The 21279-nt window shown below is 63.0% G+C and carries 21 protein-coding genes; 11 read left to right on the top strand and 10 right to left on the bottom strand.

Annotated elements, in window-relative coordinates; all coding sequences use genetic code 11:
- Positions 1-35: 35 nt before the first annotated feature.
- Entirely contained in the window at positions 36-842 is an 807-nt protein-coding gene (locus GJV18_RS12380) for an MOSC domain-containing protein (protein ID WP_160345845.1), read from the bottom strand.
- Positions 843-918: 76 nt separating this feature from the next.
- Here GJV18_RS12380 and GJV18_RS12385 point away from each other — a divergent pair, with 76 nt between their 5' ends.
- Complete coding sequence (locus GJV18_RS12385) at positions 919-1329, top strand: DUF1499 domain-containing protein (RefSeq protein WP_218571993.1); 411 nt, start codon at positions 919-921, stop codon at positions 1327-1329.
- A 12-nt stretch (positions 1330-1341) separates the two neighbouring features.
- Here GJV18_RS12385 and GJV18_RS12390 read toward each other — a convergent pair whose 3' ends face one another.
- Positions 1342-2277: a chemotaxis protein CheV gene (locus GJV18_RS12390; RefSeq protein WP_160345848.1), complete on the bottom strand. Its 936-nt coding sequence runs from the start codon at positions 2275-2277 to the stop codon at positions 1342-1344.
- Positions 2278-2554: 277 nt separating this feature from the next.
- On the opposite strand from GJV18_RS12390, the gene GJV18_RS12395 reads away from it, so the two are divergent.
- Positions 2555-3253: a pirin family protein gene (locus GJV18_RS12395; protein ID WP_160345850.1), complete on the top strand. Its 699-nt coding sequence runs from the start codon at positions 2555-2557 to the stop codon at positions 3251-3253.
- Between the two features lie 86 nt (positions 3254-3339).
- On the opposite strand, the gene GJV18_RS12400 is transcribed toward GJV18_RS12395, so the two are convergent.
- From GJV18_RS12400 to GJV18_RS12410, 3 genes are all read right to left on the bottom strand, one after another.
- Positions 3340-4899 (bottom strand): FGGY-family carbohydrate kinase, encoded by a 1560-nt coding sequence (locus GJV18_RS12400; RefSeq protein WP_160345852.1) that lies wholly within the window; start codon positions 4897-4899, stop codon positions 3340-3342.
- A gap of 67 nt (positions 4900-4966) precedes the next feature.
- Positions 4967-6547, bottom strand: a complete 1581-nt coding sequence (locus GJV18_RS12405) for a glycerol-3-phosphate dehydrogenase/oxidase (protein WP_160345854.1) — start codon at positions 6545-6547, stop codon at positions 4967-4969.
- A 2-nt stretch (positions 6548-6549) separates the two neighbouring features.
- Complete coding sequence (locus GJV18_RS12410) at positions 6550-8145, bottom strand: FAD-binding oxidoreductase (protein ID WP_160345855.1); 1596 nt, start codon at positions 8143-8145, stop codon at positions 6550-6552.
- Positions 8146-8283: 138 nt separating this feature from the next.
- Here GJV18_RS12410 and gliR point away from each other — a divergent pair, with 138 nt between their 5' ends.
- On the top strand, positions 8284-9306 hold the full coding sequence (gene gliR / locus GJV18_RS12415) for an AraC family transcriptional regulator GliR (RefSeq protein WP_160345857.1): 1023 nt from the start codon (positions 8284-8286) through the stop codon (positions 9304-9306).
- Between the two features lie 82 nt (positions 9307-9388).
- Here gliR and cysK read toward each other — a convergent pair whose 3' ends face one another.
- Entirely contained in the window at positions 9389-10363 is a 975-nt protein-coding gene (cysK, locus tag GJV18_RS12420; RefSeq protein ID WP_160345859.1) for a cysteine synthase A, read from the bottom strand.
- 213 nt (positions 10364-10576) lie between these two features.
- Here cysK and GJV18_RS12425 point away from each other — a divergent pair, with 213 nt between their 5' ends.
- The 3 genes from GJV18_RS12425 to GJV18_RS12435 all read left to right on the top strand — a co-directional run bounded on the left by GJV18_RS12425 (position 10577) and on the right by GJV18_RS12435 (position 13261).
- Positions 10577-11422, top strand: coding sequence for an AAA family ATPase (locus GJV18_RS12425; protein ID WP_160345861.1), 846 nt, complete (start codon positions 10577-10579; stop codon positions 11420-11422).
- 138 nt (positions 11423-11560) lie between these two features.
- A complete protein-coding gene (locus GJV18_RS12430; RefSeq protein ID WP_160345863.1) occupies positions 11561-12739 on the top strand; it encodes a vWA domain-containing protein in 1179 nt (392 codons plus the stop codon).
- A 96-nt stretch (positions 12740-12835) separates the two neighbouring features.
- Positions 12836-13261 carry a GNAT family N-acetyltransferase gene (locus tag GJV18_RS12435; protein WP_160345865.1) on the top strand — a complete coding sequence of 142 codons (426 nt, stop codon included), beginning with the start codon at positions 12836-12838 and terminating at the stop codon, positions 13259-13261.
- 52 nt (positions 13262-13313) lie between these two features.
- On the opposite strand, the gene GJV18_RS12440 is transcribed toward GJV18_RS12435, so the two are convergent.
- Genes GJV18_RS12440 through GJV18_RS12455 form a run of 4 tightly spaced genes read right to left on the bottom strand, consistent with a single transcriptional unit; the run spans position 13314 to position 15572 of the window.
- Entirely contained in the window at positions 13314-13847 is a 534-nt protein-coding gene (locus tag GJV18_RS12440; protein ID WP_160345867.1) for a DUF2937 family protein, read from the bottom strand.
- Positions 13840-14628 carry a class II glutamine amidotransferase gene (locus GJV18_RS12445; RefSeq protein ID WP_160345869.1) on the bottom strand — a complete coding sequence of 263 codons (789 nt, stop codon included), beginning with the start codon at positions 14626-14628 and terminating at the stop codon, positions 13840-13842. Before GJV18_RS12445 ends, GJV18_RS12440 begins: the two co-directional genes overlap by 8 nt.
- A complete protein-coding gene (locus GJV18_RS12450) occupies positions 14621-15064 on the bottom strand; it encodes an HIT family protein (RefSeq protein WP_160345871.1) in 444 nt (147 codons plus the stop codon). Before GJV18_RS12450 ends, GJV18_RS12445 begins: the two co-directional genes overlap by 8 nt.
- A gap of 37 nt (positions 15065-15101) precedes the next feature.
- On the bottom strand, positions 15102-15572 hold the full coding sequence (locus GJV18_RS12455; RefSeq protein WP_160345872.1) for an MFS transporter: 471 nt from the start codon (positions 15570-15572) through the stop codon (positions 15102-15104).
- Positions 15573-15718: 146 nt separating this feature from the next.
- Here GJV18_RS12455 and GJV18_RS12460 point away from each other — a divergent pair, with 146 nt between their 5' ends.
- The 5 genes from GJV18_RS12460 (at position 15719) to GJV18_RS12480 (ending at position 21231) form a co-directional block, all read left to right on the top strand.
- A complete protein-coding gene (locus tag GJV18_RS12460) occupies positions 15719-17803 on the top strand; it encodes a S9 family peptidase (RefSeq protein ID WP_160345874.1) in 2085 nt (694 codons plus the stop codon).
- A 164-nt stretch (positions 17804-17967) separates the two neighbouring features.
- Entirely contained in the window at positions 17968-19593 is a 1626-nt protein-coding gene (locus GJV18_RS12465; RefSeq protein ID WP_160345876.1) for a methyl-accepting chemotaxis protein, read from the top strand.
- 114 nt (positions 19594-19707) lie between these two features.
- Positions 19708-20181: a Crp/Fnr family transcriptional regulator gene (locus tag GJV18_RS12470; RefSeq protein WP_160345878.1), complete on the top strand. Its 474-nt coding sequence runs from the start codon at positions 19708-19710 to the stop codon at positions 20179-20181.
- Positions 20182-20235: 54 nt separating this feature from the next.
- Positions 20236-20604, top strand: coding sequence for a YajD family HNH nuclease (locus tag GJV18_RS12475; RefSeq protein WP_160345880.1), 369 nt, complete (start codon positions 20236-20238; stop codon positions 20602-20604).
- Between the two features lie 156 nt (positions 20605-20760).
- Positions 20761-21231 carry an RNA methyltransferase gene (locus GJV18_RS12480; protein ID WP_160345882.1) on the top strand — a complete coding sequence of 157 codons (471 nt, stop codon included), beginning with the start codon at positions 20761-20763 and terminating at the stop codon, positions 21229-21231.
- Positions 21232-21279: the final 48 nt, after the last annotated feature.

Below are 21279 nucleotides of genomic sequence, written 5' to 3' on the forward strand. Positions count from 1 at the left end.
GCGGCAGGGCGCGACACTGGCCCACCGCCTTAACCCTACTCCAACACGTCTACCGGCATACCCAGCTGCAAGTGCCCGCTACCGCAGGCAATCAGGTTCTGGCCGAAGTACACCTCACCATCGCGCTCGCGATAGCGTTTCAGAGTACTCAGGGGTTCACGGTCGGCGCTGCGCTCGCCGGTGTGTGGATCCAGGGTGGTCATGATGCAGCGTGAACAGCCTTTGGCGACGCGGAACTCCAGCCCACCTATGCGGATACGCTTCCAGCCGTCCTCAGCGTAGGGCGCGCTGTCGGCCACCACCAGGTTCGGTCGAAAACGCAGCATCTCCAGCGGCCGTCCGACACGGGCACTCAGGTCACCCAGCGAGGCCTGACCAATCAGCAACAGGGGAAAACCATCGGCGAAAGCCACCTTATCGCCGACCTCGGCATAGGCTGGCGCCACCTGTCTGGCTCTGGCCAGGGGCACATAGACCAACCGGCAGTCGCGGCCAAGCCAGCGGCTGAGCCAGGTCGCTGCCGCGTCACCGGCATCCGGCACTTGCAGACTGTCGCTCCAGACACTGACATCACGCAGCTCGGCGGTCGCATCCGGTACAGCCACCGCCAGCTCGGGCATACCCGGCGCGCTCAGCAGCAGCGAATGCTCTGCCTGCCAATGAGCCTGTATGCGCCCCATTTGCGGCAAAAGACGCTGGGTAATAAACCGCCCACTCGCCGTATCGACTACCATCCAACGGCGATCGCCCAGCAGCCCCAACCCATCGACTGGGCTACTCTGCAAGACCTGACCGGCAGCAGACTTCATTGGATAGCGGTACAACCCGGAGAGATGCGGCATGACCCAGCCTTCCTTTTGGCAAAAAGCCCTTATACGGACAAGCTGTAAACCCTACAAGCCATGGCTGGCCCTGCCCTTGCTCACGCTGTTAACCGCCTGCAGTGGCAGCGTCCCGGACAACCTGGGCGTGCGCGACGGGCGCCTGGCACCCTGCCCCAGCTCACCCAACTGCGTCAGCAGCCAGGCCAGCGGCGAACACTATATCGAGCCTCTGGCCCTCGAGGGCTCAGCCGAACGCACCCAGCAGTTGCTCAAGCAGGTATTGGCAAGCGAGCCACGCATGAGCCTGGTACAGGAGCAGGAAGGTTACCTGCGCGCCGAATACACCAGCCGCCTGATGCGTTTTGTCGATGACCTGGAATTTGTCATTGGCGCGCAAGCAGTCGATCTACGCTCGGCTTCGCGCCTGGGCTATTCGGACCTGGGGGCCAACCGCACGCGCATCGAACACTTGCGCCAACAGCTGGCGGCCCAACCCTCGGAATGATGGACAGCGCCTTTACTGGCCTGGGTTGTCCAGCAGCAGGCGCTCGCGCACCACATCCACCAGCTTGTCGGGCTGGAACTTGGAGAGGAAGTTGTCGCAGCCGACCTTCTTCACCATGGCGTCATTGAAGCTGCCGGACAGTGAGGTGTGCAGCACCACATAGAGGTCTTTCAGACGAGGGTCGTTGCGGATCTCGCTGGTCAGGCGGTAGCCATCCATCTCGGGCATTTCCGCATCGGTGAAGATCATCAGCAGCTTGTCGGTCATCACCTCGCCGCTGTCCGCCCACTGTTTCAGCAGGTTCAGCGCCTTGAGCCCGTCACTGGCCATATGCAGACGCATGCCCAGCTGCGAGAGGGTATCGCGCAGCTGGGTCAGGGCCACGCTGGAGTCATCCACCAGCAACACTTCACGGCCACGAGCCTTTTCCAGCAACGGGTCGCCGAGCTTTTCCTCGGAAACCTTGGTGCTCATCGGCACGATCTCGGCCAGCACCTTTTCCACATCGATGATCTCGACGATCTGCTCGTCGACCTTGGTAATGGCGGTCAGATAATGCTGGCGTCCGGCACCACCGGGCGGAGGCTGGATCGACTCCCAGTTGAGGTTGAGGATGCGGTCGACACTGCCCACCAGAAAGGCCTGCACCGAACGGTTGTACTCGGTGACAATAATGGTGCTGCGCTCATCCGGTACGATCGGACGCATGCCGATGGCCTGGGACAGGTCGATCACCGGCAGGGTCTGACCACGCAGATTGACCACCCCGCAGACAAAGCGATGACGCTGGGGCATCAGCGTCAGCTTGGGCATCTGCAGCACTTCCTGCACCTTGAACACGTTGATGGCAAACAGCTGCCGCCCCGCCAGGCGGAACATCAGGATTTCCAGGCGGTTCTCACCCACCAGCTGGGTGCGTTGGTTTACCGAGTCGAGAATGCCAGCCATTGCTTACTCCAGATGGGTCTGCCTATTGAGCCTAGCTCAGATACACCAGCATATCGGCTAATGCCCGCAACACTAAAGCCATATGGCGCCGGGCCATCATGCACCAGGGCGAAGGTAGGCACCAGATGCAGAGCAGCGGCAGGCCTTGAGCAGGCAAGAAACGCGTGACCGCCGCCAAAAAATCGATTTAGTAGATATTAAAACCGCATTTTTTGATTTTTTATTATTCATAAACTGATAGATCATCCTTGCATCGCCCCTTGATGAGGATATGCCGATGATCGAAGTACGCCCCTTTGCCCAGCTTGGCGCAGCCCGGCATGGCTGGCTGGATGCCCATCACCATTTCTCCTTTGCCGAATACTATGACCCCGAGCGGATGAGCTGGGGCAGCCTGCGGGTCTGGAATGACGATGAAATCGCGCCGCATTCGGGCTTCCCACCCCACCCGCATCGGGATATGGAGATCATCACCTATATCCGCCAGGGCGCCATCACCCACAAGGACAGCCTGGGCAATATGGGCCGTACCGAAGCCGGCGACGTGCAGGTGATGAGCGCCGGCAGCGGCATCCGCCATAGCGAGTTCAACCTGGAAGACCAGCCGACCCGGCTGTTCCAGATCTGGATCCAGCCCAATCAGGCGGGCCTGCCGCCATCCTGGGGCAGCAAGCCGTTTCCCAAGGGCGAGCGCGCCGGCGCCTTCGTTACCCTGGCCAGCGGCTATGCCGAGGACGGCGACGCCCTGCCGATTCGTGCCGACGCACGTCTGGCCGCCGCCACTTTGGCCAAGGGCCAGAGTGCCGAGTATCTGCTGGGGAGCAAGCGCAAAGCCTATCTGGTAGGTGCCAGCGGCCGCTTCGAGGTCAACGGCATCAAGGCCGAGGCTCGCGACGGCGTGGCGATCAAGGATGAAGCCGTACTGCGCATCACCGCCCTGGAAGACAGCGAACTGGTGCTGGTGGATATGGGCTAGCGGTGTAGACCCTAAGCCCTCTCTCCCTGCCCTCCCTCAGGGAGAGGGGCGCCAACCCCTGGTCCGTTTGACGCCCGCTACCTGCCTCAAGCCGGGTAGCCGGTAATCCGGCGGATACTCTGGTACAGCGGCTTCAGCTGCTTGTACATGCGCTGGTAGACCTGGCTGTAGAGCTGCTGATAGGTGTGCTGCGCCTCGGGATCGGGATTGAACACCCGCCCTACCCGGGTCATGGCGGCAATGGCCGTGGGGTAATCCGGGTACAGACCCAGGCCCACGGCGCAGTTGATCGCCGCGCCCAGGCCGCTGGTTTCATACAAGTGCGGACGCTCGGCCGGCAGGCCGAAGATATCGGCGGTCAGTTGCATGGCCGCATCGCTCTGCGAGCCGCCGCCGGAAACGCGCAAGCGGGTGATTCGCGTGCCCGAGCGCTTCTCGATCTTCTCCTTGCCCTGGCGCAGGGCATAGGCCAGCCCCTCCAGAATCGCCCGGTAGATATGGGCGCGGGTGTGCACGTCGCCAAAACCGATGATCGAGCCCTTGGCCTCCAGCCCCGGCTCGCGGATGCCCGGCGACCAGTAGGGCTGCAGCATCAGGCCCATGGAGCCGGCCGGCACACTGTTGACCAACTCATCGAACAACGCCTCGGGCTCGACGCCCAGCTCCTTGGCCCGCTGCATCTCGCGCAGGCCGAACTCCTGCTTGAACCAGCTGACCATCCAGAAGCCGCGGTAAATCATCACCTCGGTATTGAAGTGATCGGGAATCGCCGCCGGATAGGGCGGCATCAGCGGGATGGTTTCCAGGTAGCGGCTGCGGGTGGTGTTGATGGTCGCCGTGGTGCCATAGGACAGGCAGGCCGTGCTCGACTCCACACCGCCAGCGCCGAGCACCTCGCAGGCCTTGTCGGCCCCAGCGGCAACCAGTGGCAAGCCTTCGGGGATGCCGGTATGGTGACTGGCCGCCGCGCTGATATGGCCAAGCAGTTCACCGGGTTTGTATAGCTCGGGCAACTGCTCGCGGCGCACCGGCAGCGCCTGCCATTTCCAGTCGCTGCCCTTGGCCCACTGCAGGCGCTTGTAGTCGAACGGCAGGTAGGCCACGCAGCTGGTCAGGGAATCGACGAACCTGCCGCACAGCCGATGGGTGAGAAAGCCCGAGAGCAGCAGCACCTTGTGGGTCTTGGCCCAGATCTCCGGCTGATGCTGGGCGATCCAGTTGACTTCGGCCTGGGCGCGAAAATGATCCACCGTGGCCTGCACCCCGGCCAGTTTGAACAGCCAGCCCCAGGGCCCCTTGATCGGCTCACGCACCTCGGCCTGGCGCTGATCGAGCCAGAGCATGGCCGGGCGCAGCGGCATGCCCTGGGCGTCAACATTGATCAGGCTGCCGCGCTGGGTGGTCAGCGACACGCCGCGGATCTGGCTGCGGTCGATATCCACCTGCTGCCACAGCTGCGCACAGGCCTCACCCAGGCTGGCCCAATAATACTCGGGGTCCTGCTCGGCCCAGCCGGGTTGCTTGGAGTAATAGGCCTCAAGTTCCACCTTGCCCTTGCCGAGCAGGTTGCCCTGAAGATCGAACAGCAGCGCGCGGATGCTCTGGGTGCCATTGTCGATGGCCAGCAGATAGTTTTTATCGCTCAAGACATCATCCTTAGCTCTGTAGGGTGCGCCATGCGCACCGCCTTGTTCTCGGTGCGCGCGGCGCACCCTACGGTTCTGGCAGGCTGTAACAGCGCTGCCACAACGCCAGATAATCGGCCTCTTCCTGCTGCCAGCGCGCGTTATCCCAGCCCAGCCGTGCCTGACACAGCGCGCGGATACGCGGCAGTTCGGCCGCCGCGCCGTGCGCCAGCAACAAACCCAGACGGGTGCGGCGCAGCAGCAGATCATCCAGATGCAGCACCAGTTCCTGCTCGGCCGCCCAGGCCAGTTCGGCCCACAGGGTGTCCGTACCGGCCACCTGTTCGACACCCAACTCCTCACTCAGCGCCAACAGCTGCGGCAGTGCCCGGCCATAACGACCAATCAGGCGCTTCTGCTGGGCCGGACTTAGCACGGGCATCGGCTGAGCGGGCACGGGAGCGAAAGTCGCCGCACCCTGATCATCCACAGTACGACCGACCATGGCCGCGCAGGCCTGCAGCACCTCCAGCGCCAGCAGGCGGAAGGTGGTCAGCTTGCCGCCGGCCAGGGTCACGCAGCCGGGCTCGACCCACAGCGCATGCTCGCGTTTTTCATCCGAAGGTTTGCGCCCCGGCGCGCCGTCGCTGACCACCGGGCGTACACCAGCCCAGGTCGACAGCACATCCGCAGCTTGAATACCGGCGGCGGGAAACTGCTGAGCGCAGGCCGCCAGCAGATAATCGACCTCATCCGGACTGATCCGCGCCTCTTCGGCCAATGGCGCCGGGTGATCCAGATCGGTGGTGCCAATCACCGTCGCCCCTTCCCAGGGGAAGACAAATACCGGTCTACGGTCTTGCTGATGCATAAAGCTAAAGGCATGGGCCACCGGAAGGCGCCAGGCCGGCAACAGCAGGTGGCTGCCACGCAGTGGGCGGATATGCTCCAGGCCAGTCTTTTTGCGTAACTGATCGGCCCAGGTGCCCGTAGCCTGGGCCACGGCGCGGGTATTAAAGCCGTAGCGCAGGCCGGTTTCGCTGTCCTCGGCGAGCAGGCCAGTGACCCGCCCGTCCTCACGCAGCAGCTCGACCACCCGCATGCCATTGAGCGCTTCAGCACCCTCGGCACGCGCCTCACCCAGCACCCGCTGCACCAACCGCGCATCGTCGGTCACCGCATCGAAAAAGCGTGTGCCGCCGAGCAGGCCGTCTTCCTTGATACCTGGTGCCAGATAGCGCAGCTGCTGCAACGGGTAGTACAGATGATTGCGCTTGCCGGCCAGAGCGTCATACACCGCCAGCAGGCCGCCGAATACCTTGGGGCCGGGAAAGCCGCCCTGGTAATGCGCCATGATAAAACTCAAGGGGTCGACCAGCCCCGGCGCTTCTTGCAGCAGACGCTGGCGCTCGCGTACCGAATCGCGGGTCAAACCAAACTGGCCCTTGGCGATATAGCGCAGGCCGCCGTGAACCATCTTCGACGAGCGACTGGAAGTGCCCCAGGCGAAGTCGCGCTGCTCCAGCAGCAGGCATTTCCAGCCGCGCCGCGCCGCTTCCCGCAGAATCCCGGCACCGCTGATGCCGCCGCCGACCACAATCAAATCCCAGTCGCGGGCGGCCAGCTCAGGCAAGGCCTGTTCACGCCAGGCGGCGTTCCACTGGCTCATCATCAATCCTGCAGCAACACGCCAGGTGCCAGGCGCTGCTCCGGGTCGAAATGCCCGGCCAGCGCCTTGAGCGTGGCCATGCCCAGTTCGCCCTTCTCCACCGGCAGGTAAGGCGCGTGATCGCGGCCGACACCGTGCTGATGACTGATGGTGCCGCGGTTCTCGGCGATGGTCTGGCTAGCGGCGTGCTTGAGTTTTTGCCAGCGCGCCATAGCCTCGGCGTAGCTATTGCCTGGGCGGAACACGTAGGTGGTGTAGATGCTCGACCCCTCGTTATAGACGTGGGACAGGTGGGTAAACACATGCACCTGCTCGCCCTCATCGCTCAGGCTGTTGCGCAGGCTGGCCTCGACCTTGTTCAGCAGGCTGTCGACATTGCTCCAGTCGGTGGCGGTTTCCAGAGTGTCCACCGCATACCCAGCGGCCCACAGGCCGTGGCGCAGGTAGGGGAAACGGAAGCGGTTTTCTGCCCACTTCTTGCCCAGCAAGGTGCCGGTAAATACGCCGTCAAAACTCTTCAGCAGCTTCTTCGCCTGTTTCAGCGAGGCGGCGTTCTGTGTGCGGCTACCGGTGACGCCGAAGGTCAGCATGCACTTGCCCTCGCGGGCGCCGCGCAGGGCCAGGTATTTCTCCAGCCAGGCGATCTGCTGCGGATGGCCGGCCAGGGCCAGCTGGGTTTTGGTTTCGATGGCGTTGGACAGGCGCAGCATGGACAGCGGCACCCGCGCCTGGGCCAGGCTGCGAATGGCGTTCAGCGCCTGCTGCCAGCTGGGCAGGAACACCGCATAAAAGTTTTCCTGCTCGGCCAGGCGGGTGATGCGCACCTTGACCTCGGAGATGATGCCGAAGCGCCCTTCCGAGCCCATCAGCACTTCGCGCAGGTCCGGACCTGCGGCCGAGGCCGGGAAGGTTGGAATATCCAGGGTGCCGGCGAAGGTCTCGACCTTGCCACCCGCGAACAGCTGCTCAATGCGCCCGTAGCGCAGCGACTGCTGGCCACTGGAACGGCTGGCGACCCAACCGCCGAGGGTCGACAGCTCCCAGGACTGGGGGAAGTGGCCGAGGGTATAGCCCTGGGCGCGCAGCTGGCTTTCCACCTGGGGGCCGTTGGCGCCGGGGCCGAAGGTGGCGATCAGGCTGTCGTGATCAATCTCGATCAGTTTGCTCATGCGCGCCAGCGACAGCGTCAGCACTGGCTTGCTGCTGGCCTGCGGATTGATATGGCCGGCCACCGAGGTGCCACCGCCGTAGGGAATCACGATCAGGTCCTGCTGGCTGGCCCAGGCCAAAAGCTCGCGGATCTGCGCCGCGCTTTCCGGGTAAGCCACGCCATCGGGAAACACGCCGAAATCACCGGAGCGCATCGCCAGCCAGTCCGGCAGGCTCTGGCCACGGGCATGTCGCACGCGGTCTTCGGCATTCAGGCTGATCAGCGGATGGGCCTGCAGACGCGAAGCCGGCACCTGGGCCAGCACCTGCTCCAGGCTGGCATCGGCCAGCACCTGGCCGGGGCCGATCAGTTCGGCCAGAAACGCCTCGCCATGGGCCGGCAGTTCCACCACGGTTGCTTCATCACCCCAGCCGTTCCAACGTCGCATCTGTATCTCCCGGATATTTCAGTCACCCTCGATGGCTGCCTATACTAGCCAGCCGCTGCACGGCGTCACTGTCGTATCGAGCCAGGCGTTATCGCCAATCAAGACATTCCGAATAAGCACTCAGAACAAGAACAACTTATGGAAAACCTTGGCTACACCTCCGTCCCCTCCCTACTCAAGTACCTGCGCCATGCCGAGCAATTGGGTCTGGATATCGATCAGGCGCTGAAGGCGGCCGGCATCAAGGCCGAGGACCTGGCCGACAACGGCAAGCGCATCCCCAGCGAAACCCATGAGCGCCTGCTCGCCCACCTGCTGCGCGCCTCCAATGACCCGCTGTTCGGTCTGCACTGCGCGCGTTTTGTGCAGCCGGGTTCCTGGAGCGTGCTGGGCTATATCACCATGAACTGCGCCACCCTCGGCGAGGCGATGAGCCGCATCGTGCCGTACGAGAAGCTGGTGGGCGATATGGGCGTCAGCCGGGTCGAGGCCGACACATACCACGTCAAGCTGATCTGGACCTGTCGTCATCAGGCAGAACCGATCCGCCGGCATATGGTGGAAAACGTACTGGCCTCCTGGCTGCTCTATGCGCGCTGGATCTCCGACTCCGACAGCTCGCCGCGGGAGGTGTGGTTCGAGCATGCCCTGCCTGAGGGCGTCGATATTGCCGAGTACCAAGAGATTTTCGGCTGCCCGATCCGCTTCGAGCAGAGCTGCAATGCCCTGATCGTGCCTCTGGAATACCTCGCTGTACCGCTGCGCCAGGCCGACGCCAACCTGCTGCGCACCCTGGAAGAACACGCGCTGACCCTGATGGCCGGGCTGGACGACAACGAGCCGCTGCCGCAACGGGTGAAGAACGCCCTGCGTCTGCTGCTCAAGGATGGTTTGCCACGCAAGGAACGGGTGGCAGAAAAATTCAATATGACGGTGCGCACCCTGCAGCGCCACCTGCAACTGGCCGACACCAGCTACCAGCAGATTCTCGATGAATTGCGCCAGGAATTGGCCGAGCATTACCTGCTGCGCAGCGACCTGGCGATTCAGGATATCGCCAGCTACCTGGGCTTTACCGAATCACGCTCCTTCCACCGCAGCTTCAAGACCTGGACCGGACAGACGCCGGGGGAGTTTCGCGAGAGCCGGCGCAACAGTTAACACCATGGCGGATGGGTAAAGCGCCATCCACCCTACCCAAAAGCCGCCTGAAAGCGGCTTGATCACTGAGGCATGCAATCCCTTACTGCTGCAATTCCTGCTCGGTAAACATATCGCTGAACAGCATGCTCGACAGGTAGCGCTCGCCGGAATCCGGCAGGATCACCACGATGGTCTTGCCCTGCATGGCCGGTTCGGCGGCCAGGCGCAGGGCCGCGGCCATGGCGGCGCCGCAGGAGATCCCACAGAGGATGCCTTCCTCGCGCATCAGGCGCAGGGCAACGGCCTTGGCCTCGTCATCGGACACCTGCTCGACCCGGTCCACCATGGCCAGATCCAGGTTGCTCGGCACAAAACCCGCGCCAATGCCCTGGATCTTGTGTGGGCTGGGCTTGACCTCGTCACCGGCGATGGTCTGGCTGATCACCGGCGAGGACACCGGCTCCACCGCCACCGAAAGAATCGGCTTGCCGCAGGTGTTCTTGATATAGCGCGACACCCCGGTAATGGTGCCGCCGGTGCCGACGCCGGCCACCAGCACGTCGATGGCGCCATCGGTGTCGTTCCAGATTTCCGGGCCGGTGGTCTTCTCGTGGATCGCCGGGTTGGCCGGGTTGTTGAACTGCTGCGGCATAAAGTAGGTATTGCTGTCGGAGGCGGCGATCTCCGCGGCCTTCTCGATCGCGCCCTTCATGCCCTTGGCCGGCTCGGTCAGCACCAGCTCGGCACCAAGGGCCTTGAGCACCTTGCGCCGTTCCAGGCTCATGGAGGCCGGCATGGTCAGCAGCAGCTTGTAGCCACGGGCGGCGGCGACAAAGGCCAGGCCGATACCGGTATTGCCCGAGGTCGGCTCGACGATGGTCATGCCGGGCTTGAGCACACCGCGTTCTTCGGCATCCCAGATCATGCTGGCGCCGATACGGCACTTGACCGAATAGGCCGGGTTACGCCCTTCGATCTTGGCCAGGATGGTCACGCCCGCTGGCCCCAGGCGGTTGATCCGAACCAGCGGGGTGTTGCCGATGGCTTGGGCGTTGTCAGCGAAGATGCGGCTCATGGCGGTTTCCTTGTGCGCGGATTGGAAAGAAGAACCAGCCTAAGGGCAGTGCCGCTTGTCGTCCAGCACGGCGACAATCAAGGCGTGACTCGCCATTCAGTGACTGAATAAGTCGTCCGCGTTCACAGTCATCGGCTCTGGCGTTATAGTCTGCCTTTCAATTACTGAACCCGCGGGTATGGCCCCGCGCGTTAGCGTTCCGAGGATCTACCGATGAAGTTCGAAGGCACCCAGTCGTATGTCGCCACCGACGACCTCAAGCTCGCGGTCAACGCCGCCATCACCCTGCAACGCCCCTTGCTGGTCAAGGGCGAGCCGGGCACCGGCAAGACCATGCTGGCAGAGCAACTGGCCGATGCCTTCGGTGCCAAGCTGATCACCTGGCATATCAAGTCCACCACCAAGGCCCACCAGGGGCTGTACGAGTACGATGCGGTCAGCCGCCTGCGTGACTCGCAGCTGGACTCGGACAAGGTCCACGACGTCAAGAACTACATCAAGAAGGGCAAGCTGTGGGAGGCTTTCGAGTCCGATGAGCGGGTGATCCTGCTGATCGACGAGATCGACAAGGCCGATATCGAGTTCCCCAACGACCTGCTGCAGGAACTCGACAAGATGGAGTTCTACGTTTACGAGACCAACGAGACGATCAAGGCCAAGCAGCGCCCGATCATCATCATCACCTCGAACAACGAGAAGGAACTGCCGGACGCTTTCCTGCGCCGCTGCTTCTTCCACTACATCGCCTTCCCCGACCGCGACACCCTGCAGAAGATCGTTGACGTGCACTACCCCAGCATCAAGAAGGACCTGGTGGCCGAAGCCCTGGACGTGTTCTTCGACGTGCGCAAGGTGCCGGGCCTGAAGAAGAAGCCCTCCACCAGCGAGCTGGTGGACTGGCTCAAGTTGCTGATGGCCGACAATATCGGCGAAGCGGTGCTGCGCGAACGCGACCCCACCAAGGCCATCCCGCCGCTGGCCGGTGCGCTGGTGAAGAACGAGCAGGATGTGCAGCTGCTGGAGCGCCTGGCGTTTATGAGCCGCCGCGCCAGTCGTTGATTGCCTCCCCTCTCCCGTTTGCGGGAGAGGGGCCGGGGGAGAGGGTATTAGCGACTGCGTGTCGCCTGCCCCACCCTCTCCCTAGCCCTCTCCCTCCAGGGAGAGGGAATTGTCCCCAGATGCCAAGAGGGCGCAGCCATGCTGCTTAACCTGTTTAACGAAATGCGCGCCGCCAAGGTGCCGGTGTCGGTGCGCGAGCTGCTCGACCTGATCAACGCGTTGAAACACAACGTGGTGTTCGCCGATATGGATGAGTTCTACTTCCTCTCGCGAGCCATCCTGGTCAAGGACGAGCGGCATTTCGACAAGTTCGACCGCGCGTTCGGTGCCTACTTCAAGGGCCTGGAAAACCTCAACCAGCATATCGAGGCGCTGATCCCCGATGAGTGGTTGCGCAAGGAATTCGAACGCTCGCTGACCGACGAGGAGCGCGCCAGGATCGAATCCCTGGGCGGCCTGGACAAGCTGATCGAGGAATTCAAGAAACGCCTGGAAGAGCAGAAGGAACGCCACGCCGGCGGCAACAAGTGGATCGGCACCGGCGGCACCAGCCCGTTCGGCTCCGGCGGCTTCAACCCCGAGGGCATTCGCGTCGGCGACGCCGGAAAGCGCCAGGGCAAGGCGGTCAAGGTCTGGGATCAGCGCGAGTACAAGAACCTCGACGATCAGGTCGAACTGGGCACACGCAATATCAAGGTTGCCCTGCGCCGCCTGCGCAAGTTCGCCCGCCAGGGCGCCCAGGACGAGCTGGACTTGGACGGCACCATCGACCACACCGCCAAAGACGGCGGCCTACTCAATATCCAGATGCGCCCGGAACGGCGCAACGCGGTCAAACTGCTGATCCTGTTCGATATCGGCGGCTCGATGGACGCCCACGTCAAGGTCTGCGAGGAGCTGTTCAGCGCCTGCAAGACCGAGTTCAAGCACCTGGAATACTTCTACTTCCACAACTGCGTGTACGAGTCGGTGTGGAAGAACAACCTGCGCCGCACCAGCGAGCGTTTCTCCACCCACGATCTGCTGCACAAGTACGGCCCGGACTACAAGGTGGTATTTGTCGGCGACGCGGCCATGGCGCCCTACGAGATCACCCAGGCCGGCGGCAGCGTCGAGCACTGGAACGAGGAGCCGGGTTATGTGTGGATCAAGCGTTTTATGGAGAAGTACAAGAAGCTGGTCTGGATCAACCCCTACCCCAAGGACAGCTGGAACTACACCGCCTCCACCGGGCTGATCCGCGAACTGGTCAACGACCAGATGTATCCCCTGACCCTGCAGGGACTGGAAGAAGGTATGAAGTTTCTCTCCAAATAAGCACAACGGGCCCTGCGGGGCCCGTTGTCGTTATGGCTTGCCGCACGCCTGGCCTTCTGCTGCAATCGCCGCCTCGAACCCGGATAAAGACTGATCATGTCCAATAGCACTTACCAACTCAGCCAGGGCGCTGACGAGCACGCCATGGCCGTGGTACGCGAGGGCCTTGAGGCCTTCAATGCCGAGCAGATCGGCGACTATGCCTACACAGACTTCCAGCTCTACGCACGGCGCGGCGATCGGGTAGTCGGCGGCATGTTTGGCCACAGCGGCATGGGCTGGCTGTATATCGACTACCTCTGGCTCGATGGCCAGGAGCGTGGTCAGGGGCTAGGAGCACAGCTGTTGCAGGCCGCCGAGACCGAAGCACACAAGCGTGGCTGTGTGGGGGTATTTCTCTACACCTACAGCTTCCAGGCGCCGGACTTCTATCAGAAACAGGGTTTCCAGATCATGGGCGTGCTGGAGGACTGCCCGCCCGGCCACCAGCGCTATTACCTGAAGAAAACCCTCAAGCCCTAGCAGGCCGTTTTTAACGCAGGATTGCCCACGCAGGCAGTTTTTCAACAGCCTGCTAGCGCCAGTGCCGCCGCGCATAGGCATCCTGGCTGGACGGCCGCCCTACCCCCAGCACCCAGCCGATGCCCAGGCCCATCAACTCCAGCAGCCAGGCCAGCAATAGCGCGCAACTGATGCCCCAGGCGATGGCCTCGGGGGCCAGCAGCACCTGATAGCGGTAGGCGCTGTAGGTCGCTGTCAGCAGTTCGCGGTCCGCTGCCACCAGCAGGTGCCAGGCCTGGCCATACCAGGGCCCCTGCATGGCGCGCCACTCGGTTTCCAGCCACTGGGCGCGCTGCACCAGCACCTCGATACTGGCCGCATCGCTGCGCATGACCGGGTCCTGGCTGGCCTGGTAGTGGGCCACCAGAGCAGCCAGATCGCCCTTGAAGAAACGCCGGGCGGTAGTCTCGAAGCCTTCCAGGCCACGCTGGGACTCCAGACGCTGGGCCTCGACCCGCTTGGCGTAATCGTCGATAAAGCCCGGCACCTGCACGCCCACTAGCAGGCCGAGGGCAAACAGGGCCAGACGCAGATAGCTTCTAAACATCGGCATTCTCCAACTGCCCTTGGGCAACGCACTCGCCGCCACGCCACAGGCGCCATTCGCCCGGCTGATACAGCGTCCAGTCTTCGTTATCGGTCAGGGGCTCGGTGGCCAGCACGGTGACCACATCATTGGGCGTGGTCTCGGCCTGGAAATCCACCTGCATATCGGCATCCTTCAAGTGCGCCGGGCCAAAGGGCGCGCGCCGGGTGATATGGGCCAGCTTGCTGGAGCAGAAGCTGAACAGCCAGTCACCGTCGCTTAGCAGGCAGTTGAACACCCCATGCCGGCGATAGAGTGCGCAGGCTTCGAGCATTACAGGCAGCAGCGCCGCGACCTCAGGCGCCTCCTCGAACACGGCTCGCAGGCGATTAAGCAGGTCGCAGAAAGCCGCTTCGCTGTCGGTATCGCCCACCGGGCGATAGAAACGCAGATCCGGACTGAAACCCGCCAGCTGACCGTTATGGGCAAAGCACCAGTTACGGCCCCACAGCTCGCGGACAAAGGGATGGGTATTGGCCAGGCAGATGCGCCCGACATTGGCCTGGCGGATATGGCCGATCACCACTTCGCTCTTGATCGGATAACGCTGCACCAGCTGCGCCACCTCGGATTCGCTGCTGGCCCGCGGGTCCTGGAACAGGCGCAGGCCACGGCCTTCATAGAAGCCGATGCCCCAGCCGTCGCGATGCGGGCCGGTGCGCCCGCCGCGCTGCATCAGTCCGGTAAAGCTGAAGACAATATCGGTGGGCACATTGGCGCTCATCCCGAGCAGCTCACACATGCTGCAAGGCCTCACGCAACTGCTGCGCCTCGCGCGCCAGGCGCGCTTCGATACGTTTGCGGCCAAGGGGGATAAAGCGGGTCAGCGCGCGCCACAACAGCTGCGGCACGTCACCGGGGCGGCGGGGAATCAGGTGCAGATGCAGGTGCGGCACATGCTGGTTGGAGGCCGGCCCATCGTTGAGCAGCAGGTTGATGCCCTGGACGCCATAGCCGGCACCGCGTAGCACCCTGGCCATGCGCTGGGTCAGTTGCATCAGGCGGTCGCGGGCGGCGTCGGACAGGTCGTCAAGCAAGGGCGCGTGCTCGCGGCTGACGATCAGCACATGGGCCGGGCGCAGCGGGAAGATATCCAGCAGCACGATAAAGTGCTCGTCTTCATGGATACGCTGGGCCGGCAGCTGGTTATCGGCGATGGCACAGAACACGCAGTGCATAGACTCTCCTTGTGAATATCCAGCCGGCCGCCGGCCGCTATTTCAACCGCGGCTCCAGTCGCTGGCGCCCATCGCGGGCGGTGAAGGGTTGCGGCTCATCATCGTCTTCGGCCATTCGCTCACGCAGGGTGCGCCGGTCGTCACTGTTGCCGGAAGCATCAGCAGCGCGCCCTTTCCACCAGCGCTCCAGCGGCCAACGCACCGCCACAAACACCAGGTAAAGCGCCAGGGCCAGCAGGCTGTACATGGTCAGATCCGAGGCCGCACGCCAGACGTTGTTGCCGACCTGAAACAGCAGATCCAGAGCTGCAATGGCAATGGCCGGGGCAAAGGCATCCTTGGCCGGATCAACGATGGTCGGGCTGAACAGCAACACAGCTACCAGCACCCGCAGCGGCTCACGCAGGTAACGCCACATCCAACCGGTCATGCGCAACCACACCAGCAGGCAGCCCAGGGCCGCAATCAGATAGGCGCTCCAGGCGAGCAAGTAGTCATTTTCAATCATTGCGCGTGGCTTCTCTTGAGGCGGATTCGACCCAGGGCAATGGCCAGTGGCACCATTTTCCTCAGCCGACGAACAAACTGGCGCTTATGATAACGGCTTTTGCCTGTTACGGCGTCCCTGACGCCGCCCACCTGTGGAGTTGTGCCATGTTGTCCGCCCCTAGCGCCCGCCGAGAAAACGCCGCCGATCCGTACCGCTGGCTGGAAAACCGTGACAGCGACGAAGTGCTGGCCCATCTCAAGGCAGAAAACGCCTACCTGGAGGCGCAACTGAGCGAGCAGGCCGAGCTGCGCGAACAACTGTTCGAGGAAATTCGCGGGCGCATCCGCGAAACCGACCTGAGCCTGCCCACCCCCTGGGGCCCCTACCTCTATTACCAGCGCACCACCGCCGGCGATGAATATGCGCGCCACTATCGCTGCCTGCGCCCGGCCGATGGATCGCTCAAGGTCGATGAGGCCAGCGAGCAGCTGCTGCTCGACCCCAATGTTCTGGCGGCAGGCGGCTTTATATCGCTTGGTGCCTTCAGCATCAGCCCCGATCACCAGCGCCTGGCCTATAGCCTGGACACCAGCGGCGAGGAAACCTATCAGCTGTTTGTCAAAGAGCTGGCCGATGACAGCCTGATCGAACTGCCCTTCACCGACTGTGATGGCAGCATGACCTGGGCGGGTGACAGCCAGACCCTGTTCTTCGGTGAACTGGATGACACCCACAGACCGCACAAGCTGTATCGCCATTGCCTGGGCAGCGACGCAGCCGAACTGGTGTTCCACGAGGCGGACGGGCGCTTCTTTCTCAGTTGCTACCGCAGCAGCTCCGAGCGCCAGCTGATCCTGCAACTGGGCAGCAAGACCACCAGCGAAGCCTGGGTGCTGGATGCGGATCAACCGCAGGCGTCCTTCCGCTGCGTGGCCCCGCGCCAGGAAGGCCATGAATACGATATCGATCACGGCCGCTACCAGGGCCAGTGGAGCTGGCTGATTCGCAGCAACCAGAGTGGCATCAACTTCGCCCTGTACCAGGCCGCCGAGCCCACGCCCGAGCGCGAGCACTGGCAGGAAATCCGCGCCCATGATGCCCAAGTGATGCTCGAAGGCGTCAGCCTCAACCAGCAGGCTCTGGTGCTCAGCCTGCGTGAAGGCGGCCTGCCGATTATCGAGGTGCAGCCCGAGGGCCAGGCTTCCTACCGCGTGCACTTGCCGGATGCGGCCTACAGCCTCTATGTACAGGACAGCCTGGAGTTCGACAGCGCGGTGATCCGCCTGCGCTACGAGGCGCTCAATCGCCCGGCGCAGATTCGCCAGCTGCACCTGGCCACGGGTGAACAGCAGGTCCTCAAGCAGACGCCGGTCGAGGGCCCTTTCGATGCCGATGACTATGTCAGCCAACGCCTGTGGGCCACGGCCGCCGACGGCACCCAGGTGCCCATCAGCCTGGTGGCCAGACGTGAGCTGTTCGATCGCTCCCCTCTCCCGCAAGCGGGAGAGGGGCTGGGGGAGAGGGTCAAAAAGCCTGCCCCGCTCTACCTCTATGGCTACGGTGCCTACGGCGAAAGCCTCGACCCCTGGTTCTCCCACGCCCGCCTGAGCCTGCTGGAACGCGGCTTTGTCTTCGCCATCGCCCATGTTCGCGGCGGTGGCGAACTGGGCGAGGCCTGGTACCGCGCCGGCAAGCTGGAACATAAAGCCAATACGTTCGGCGACTTTATCGCCTGCGCCGAACACCTGATTGCCACGGGCTATACCACGAGCCAGCAACTGTGCATCAGCGGTGGCAGCGCCGGCGGCCTGCTGATCGGCGCCGTGCTCAACCAGCGCCCGGAGCTGTTCGCCGCGGCCATCGCCGAGGTGCCCTTTGTCGATGTCCTGGGCACCATGCAGAACCCCGACCTGCCGCTAACCGTGACCGAATACGACGAATGGGGCGACCCCAGCGAGCCCGAGGTGTTCGAGCGGATCAAGGCCTATGCGCCCTACGAGAACGTGCGCGCCCAGGCCTACCCGGCCATCCTCGCCGTGGCCGGCTACAACGACAGCCGGGTGCAGTACTGGGAAGCGGCCAAATGGGTCGCCAAGCTGCGCGCCAGCAAGACCGATGACAACCTGCTGCTGCTCAAGACCGAGCTTGAGGCCGGCCATGGCGGCATGAGTGGACGCTACCAGGCGCTGAAAGATGCAGCCCTGGAGTACGCCTTTATCCTCAAGGTGCTGGGCCTGGCAGCGCATTGACGAGGCTCTGTTGAGTCGATGATTTCCGGCATAAGCCCGGGTTTTCTCAGTCGAAAATTTACTTGACCACTTGGGCGGTTTTAACCGCCCTGTCTTGAAACCTCGACTACGCTGGGTGCAACGCTGGCCACTCGCCATGCACGCACCTACAAGGAAGACCCGTGATGAAAAACTGGAAGATCAGCACCCATCTGTTTCTGCTCGCCACCTGCCTGCTGCTCAGCCTGCTCTGCGTGGGCGGCCTGGGCCTGTACGGCTTGCAGGCCACCGTACGCGGCTTGCAAACCGTCTACCTGGATCGCGTGGTGCCGCTACGCGACCTCAAGCTGATTGCCGACCTCTATGCGGTCAATATCGTCGACGCCACCCACAAGGCGCGCAGCGGCGAATTGAGCAACCAGGACGCCCAGCAGTTGATCGAACAGGCCCAGCGTGAAATAGAAAGCACCTGGCAGGCTTACCTGGCCACCGAACTGATCGCCGACGAGCAGCGCCTGATCACCCAGATCAGCCCGCTGATGGAGCAAGCCCGGCAACCCCTCAACGAGCTGCAGAGCCTGCTTTATCGGGGCGATTCAGCCGCCATTGAGCGTTTCGCACAAACCCGTCTGTACCCCCTGATTGATCCGCTGTCAGCCAAGTTTTCCGAGCTGATCGAGGTACAGCTGCAAGAGGCCAAGCACCAATACGAACTGGGTGAAGCCACCTATGCCGACAACCTGAAACTGAGCAGCGTGGTGCTGCTGCTGGCCCTGCTGCTGGGCCTGACCCAGGCGCTGTACTTTATCCGCCTGATGAACCGCCAGCTGGGCGCCGAACCCGGCGAACTGGAAGCCATCAGTGCACGCATTGCCGAAGGCCGTCTGGATGGCGGCAAGACATTGGGCAATCAGGTGATGACCGGGGTGATGAAATCGGTACAGAGCATGCGCACCGGGCTCAAGGACATGATTGGCAATATTGGTCAGGCCTCGGAAGAAATCGAATGCGCCACCCTGCAACTGGCGGCTTCCTCCGAGCAGGTACTGAGCAGCGCCAATGTGCAGAGCGACACCGCCTCGGCCATGGCCGCCACCGTCGAACAGCTGGCGGTGAGCATCAACCATATCGCCGAGAATGCCCAACAGACCTATGACATGGCGAAGAAGGCCGGGCACCTCACCGATGAGGGCACGGCCGTGATGGCCCGGGCCACCGAGGAAATGCACAAGATCGCCGAACTGGTCAGACAAAGCGCCGAGGACGTGGAAACCCTGGCCAACCAGTCGCGCAATATCAGCGCCATTGTCGATGTGATTCGCGGCATCGCCGAGCAGACCAACCTGCTCGCCCTCAATGCCGCCATCGAAGCCGCCCGGGCCGGCGAACAGGGCCGTGGCTTTGCCGTGGTGGCCGACGAAGTGCGTGGCCTGGCCGGGCGCACCGCCCAATCCACCACCGAGATCGTCGCCCTGGTCGATGCCATCCAGAGTGGCATGCACAAGGCCAAGGACAGCATGGCCGCCGGTTGTGAGCGGGTCAGCATCGGCACCCGCCTGGTGGATCAGGCGGCAGGTTCCATGGGCGGCATCCGCCAGGCCCTGGACGAATCCCTGCAGGCGGTCAGCGTGATTTCCACCTCCCTGCAGGAACAGCGTGCCGCCAGTGAACAGGTGGCCATGAGCGTGGAACGGGTGGCGCAGATCGTCGAGGAAAACTCCGCGGCCCAGGGCGGCATCGTCCAGGCCATTCAGGCCCTGCAGTCCATGTCCGGGCGTCTGCAGGGCGTCATGCGCCGCTTTAGCTTCTAGAAGCCGCGCCACAGGCGTCCCCGTATTGGCGGGGATGCCTGCGACCAATGTCTCTGGCAAGCATTGGCCAGGCCGGCTAAGGTCAAGTTATCCCACCAGCCAGGCCCGCCGACCATGCCCTGCAGTTCCCATCTGATCGATGAAATCCGCGATATGTTGCTCGACTGCGGCCTGTTCGACAGCCTGACGCCTAACGAGCTGATCAGCGCCGCCGGTTATTTCAGCATCGGCAAGTTTCAGCCCGAGGAAAGCATCTTCGCCGAGGGCGATGCCGGCACCTTTATGTGCATCATCCATGCAGGCGCGGTGGCCGTGCACAAGCTCAACTCCAGTGGCGAGGCCATTGAACTGGCCAAGCTGCGCAAGGGCCGGGCCTTCGGGGAAATGGCGGTGCTCGATGGCGAGCGGCGTTCGGCCAGTTGTATCGCGGTCAGCGATTGCAGCCTGCTGATCCTGGCCAGGGACTCCCTGGAAAAGATGCTGGCTGAGATGCCCAAGACCGCCGCCAAGGTGATCCGCGCCATCGCCATTGCCATGTCCAAACGCCTGCGCATGGCCGACGGCCTGCTGGTGGAACAGCAGCTATAGCCGGCCCTGCATGCGCCGTTTAGACTGCCAACATTGTCACCTCTGGACACCGTCATGAGCACGCAGAAAACCGACACCAGCAAACTCGACCGCATTCTTGCAGAGGCCCAGCGCTCGCGCGAAGAAGGCTACCGCGACAAGGCCCTGAAGATGTACCCGCATGTCTGCGGACGCTGTGGCCGCGAGTTCTCCGGCAAGCGCCTGTGCGAGCTGACCGTGCACCACCGTGACCACAACCACGACAACAACCCCCAGGATGGCTCCAACTGGGAGCTGCTGTGCCTGTACTGTCATGACAACGAGCACTCGCGCTACACCGACCAGCAGTATTTCGGCGAAGGCTCACTGAGTACGCCAAAAACCGCGCAGGCCACCCACAACCCCTTTGCTGATCTGGCTGCCCGGCTAAAAAATAAATATTAAGCGGGAGCCTGTAGGGTGCGCCGTGCGCACCGAAGACCCGCGCCAATCTTGGTGCGCACGGCGCACCCTACGCGCTTGCTCACTTTATCCGATGGCCCTGACCACAACGCCGCCAGGCCTTATACTGCCCGCCCTTTTGTCTGCAGGCCCAGGTTCGTGGCAAACAAGCGATACAGCTGCATCGGGTTATTCAACCCCAAATCCCCGGAAAACGTCGGCGCAGTGATGCGCGCAGCCGGCTGCTATGGGGTCAATTCGGTGTTCTATACCGGCAAGCGCTATGAACGCGCCCGCGACTTTGTCACCGACACCAAGCGCATCCATATGGATATCCCGCTGATCGGCGTTGCCGACCTGCAGCAAATCATCCCCCTGGGCTGCACCCCGGTCGCCGTGGAACTGGTCGAAGGCGCCAGGCCGCTGCCCGAGTACACCCACCCGGATCGCGCCATTTATATCTTCGGCCCGGAAGACGGCTCGCTCAATGACGACATTCGCGCCTGGTGCGAGGACGTCATCTATATCCCCACCGAGGGCTGCATGAACCTGGCGGCCACGGTCAACGTGGTGCTCTATGACCGCATGGCCAAGGGTAATAACACCAAGTCTGGACCCAAATTCAAATAGGCCACGCGCCCGTCCCACTCAACACAGGACTGAGCGCGCGGCGGCGCA

It is taken from the genome of Pseudomonas xionganensis, assembly GCF_009763245.1.
Taxonomy (GTDB): Bacteria; Pseudomonadota; Gammaproteobacteria; order Pseudomonadales; family Pseudomonadaceae; genus Aquipseudomonas; species Aquipseudomonas xionganensis.